At 56.2% G+C, this 2824-nt stretch carries 4 protein-coding genes; 1 reads left to right on the forward strand and 3 read right to left on the reverse strand.

From position 1 onward, the window contains the following. Both trpB and Q1K23_RS05295 read right to left on the reverse strand, forming a co-directional pair. Window positions 1–1033 (reverse strand): tryptophan synthase subunit beta (gene trpB, locus Q1K23_RS05290; protein ID WP_300363049.1); only part of this gene is annotated, 1033 nt, incomplete at its 3' end. Window positions 1034–1122: 89 nt separating this feature from the next. Beyond that, window positions 1123–1332: a hypothetical protein gene (locus tag Q1K23_RS05295; RefSeq protein WP_300363051.1), complete on the reverse strand. Its 210-nt coding sequence runs from the start codon at window positions 1330–1332 to the stop codon at window positions 1123–1125. Between the two features lie 106 nt (window positions 1333–1438). Here Q1K23_RS05295 and Q1K23_RS05300 point away from each other — a divergent pair, with 106 nt between their 5' ends. Further along, window positions 1439–2494, forward strand: a complete 1056-nt coding sequence (locus Q1K23_RS05300; RefSeq protein ID WP_300363053.1) for a mechanosensitive ion channel family protein — start codon at window positions 1439–1441, stop codon at window positions 2492–2494. A gap of 27 nt (window positions 2495–2521) precedes the next feature. Here the strand turns inward: Q1K23_RS05300 and Q1K23_RS05305 are convergent. Next, window positions 2522–2824: cytochrome c (locus Q1K23_RS05305; RefSeq protein ID WP_300363054.1), on the reverse strand; the 303-nt coding region annotated here is incomplete at its 5' end.

Genomic DNA, 2824 nt, shown 5'->3' on the forward strand with positions numbered 1-2824 from the left:
AGAAGGCATCCACCGTCTCCGCATCCGTCGCCCCTTTGACATGGACCCGCCCGATGTCGTGAAGGTAGGCATGCTCGGGGCCCACGCCCGGATAGTCCAGACCGCTGGCGATGGAGTGGACCGGGGCCGGTTCCCCCTCTTCGGTCTGCAGCAGGATCGATTTGAAGCCGTGCAGCACCCCCTCTTTGCCGTACTCCAGCGTCGCGGCGTGATCGCCCAGACGTGTTCCTTTGCCCAGAGGTTCGACGGCGTAGAGCTCCACCTCGTCGTCGATGAATCCACTGAAGATCCCCATGGCGTTGGAGCCGCCGCCGACACAGGCGACCACATGGTCGGGCAGTTCGCCGCCTGTCATCTCCATATACTGCTCGCGTGCCTCGATCCCCACGATACTCTGGAAATCGCGCACCATCAGCGGAAAGGGGTGCGGCCCGACGACGGAACCGATGGCGTACATCGCGGTATCGAGCTGCGAGAGATAGGCTTCGAAAGCCGAATCCACCGCTTCCTTGAGAGTCTTCAGCCCATGGGTGGCGGGCACCACTTTCGCCCCCAGGATCTTCATCCGCACGACGTTGGGGTGCTCCTTTTCGATGTCGACCTCACCCATATGGATCTCGCACTCCAGCCCGAAATAGGCGCACGCCGTCGCCAGAGCCACACCGTGCTGGCCGGCCCCCGTTTCGGCGATGAGCTTGCTCTTGCCCATGCTTTTGGCCAGAAGCGCCTCGGCCATGCAGTGGTTGAGTTTGTGGGCGCCCGTATGGTTCAGATCTTCGCGCTTGAAATAGATCTGGGCTCCGCCCACGGCGTCGCTGAGACGTTTGGCGTGATAGACCGGCGTAGGGCGTCCCTGGTAGTGTTTGCGTATTCGCCGAAGCTCCGCCAGGAATTCGTGGGATTTGCGCAGCTTCATGTAGGCTTCGGTGATCCGTTCGAACTCGTCGACCAGCTGGGGCGGCAGGAAAGCCCCGCCATACTCGCCGAAATAGCCCTTTTCGTCAGGCTGTGATTTGAGGTAGGAATGTTTCATGAAAAGGTTCCTTGGAAAGAGTCTCTATGGGGGAAAGGGCCTTTGCCCCGTTTCCGTTTACCGATTTCCTATTTCCCTGTTTTCAGGATTCAGATCAGTCCCAGTTCTGCGAAAATCGGCTCCAACGCGGCAAATTTTTCCGTCAACTGCTCGATCAGCGTTCCGAAAGCCTTGTCCTCTTCGTACCACTCCTCAATGTGGGCGATGGCGTTTTTCTTCTCTTCTTCGCTCAGTTTGTCGGATTTGAGAATCGCGGTTTTGATCTCTTCGAGTTTTTCATGATGCTTGTGATGGGCCATAGGGTTGCTCCTTTTTTATGTAATCTTACACTCAATTTGATTAAAAGTTTCTCTTACTTTCGCTATGATTGCACAGTAAACACCATTTCCAAACGTGAGGGACACCGTGAACGAACTACTGGGCAAGACTTTCTACGGCAATACGATTTTCGAATGGATGGTGGCGGCGGGAGGAATTCTCCTGTCGATTCTGATCGCGAAGACGGTCTACTGGCTCATCGGCCATTTCATCAAGAAAATCACGGAAAACACGAAAAACCGCTTCGACGACATTCTGGTCGACATGCTCGAAGAGCCGATCGTCTTTACGATGATCATCACTGGGATCTGGTACTCCCTGCATCTTCTTCGGCTGTCAGATCTGGTCGAATCGATTCTGGCGAAGAGTTACTACGTCCTGATCATCTTCACGGCCGCCTGGGTCGTGACCCGTCTGGTGGACGCCATTTTGGAGACCTATCTGGTCCCCTACGTAAAAGAGAGCGAAGGAAAGCTCGACGACCAGTTGCTCCCGATCGTTCGCAAGGGTTTCAAGCTCTCGGTCTGGGCCATCGCGATCATCGTGGCGCTGGACAACGCCGGCTACGACGTCAAAGCGGTCCTGGCGAGTCTGGGTATCGGCGGTCTGGCCCTGGCGCTGGCGGCCAAAGATACGGTGGCCAACCTCTTCGGCAGCTTCACGATCTTCGTGGACAAACCCTTCGTCGTGGGTGACCGGGTCAAGGTCAAGGGTTACGACGGCTTCGTTCGGGAAGTGGGCATCCGAAGTACGCGCCTGCAGACTCTCGACGGCCGCATGGTGACGATCCCCAACCAGTTCGTCGCCAACGAAAGCATCATCAACGTCACCAGCGAACCGAGCCGGAAAATCACGATGGATCTGGGGCTCACCTACGACACTACGCCGCAAAAGATGGAACAGGCCATGCAGACGCTGCGTCAGATCGCCCAGGCACATCCCAACGTCGAAGAGAAGATCGTCACAGCTTTCACCGAATTTCTCGACTCGGCGCTCAATATCCGTTTCATCTACTACATCAAAAAAGGCGCGCCCGTCTTCGATACCCAAAACGACATCAACATGGAGATCCTGCGAAACTTCAACGACCTGGGACTCGAGTTCGCCTTTCCCACCCATACGGTCTATACGAAAACCGCCTGAGCCGCCCTCCTTTCAGGCGGCCGGTCTTCAATCTTTTTTGGTTACCATCCACTTCTTGAAAGGCTGCAGCGCGTCGATGAAATCGGCTACATCCTTCATTTCATCCTCCGTCAGAGGAAGGGTCGGCATCGCGTTGGCGCTGTAGCCGAATTTTCTGTACATCCTGTCGGGACTCTCGACATAATCCATGATCTCCTGTTTCGTCCGGGTATAGGAGACGAGATTGAAATCGCGCCCCAGCCCGCCGGTCATGTGGATACTGTGACACTGGGCACAGTTGGCCTCGTAGACGGCTTTACCGCGCTGGGCGTCGGCGAATGTCGCGGAAAA

This window comes from Hydrogenimonas sp., from assembly GCF_029933015.1.
GTDB lineage: Bacteria > Campylobacterota > Campylobacteria > Campylobacterales > Hydrogenimonadaceae > Hydrogenimonas.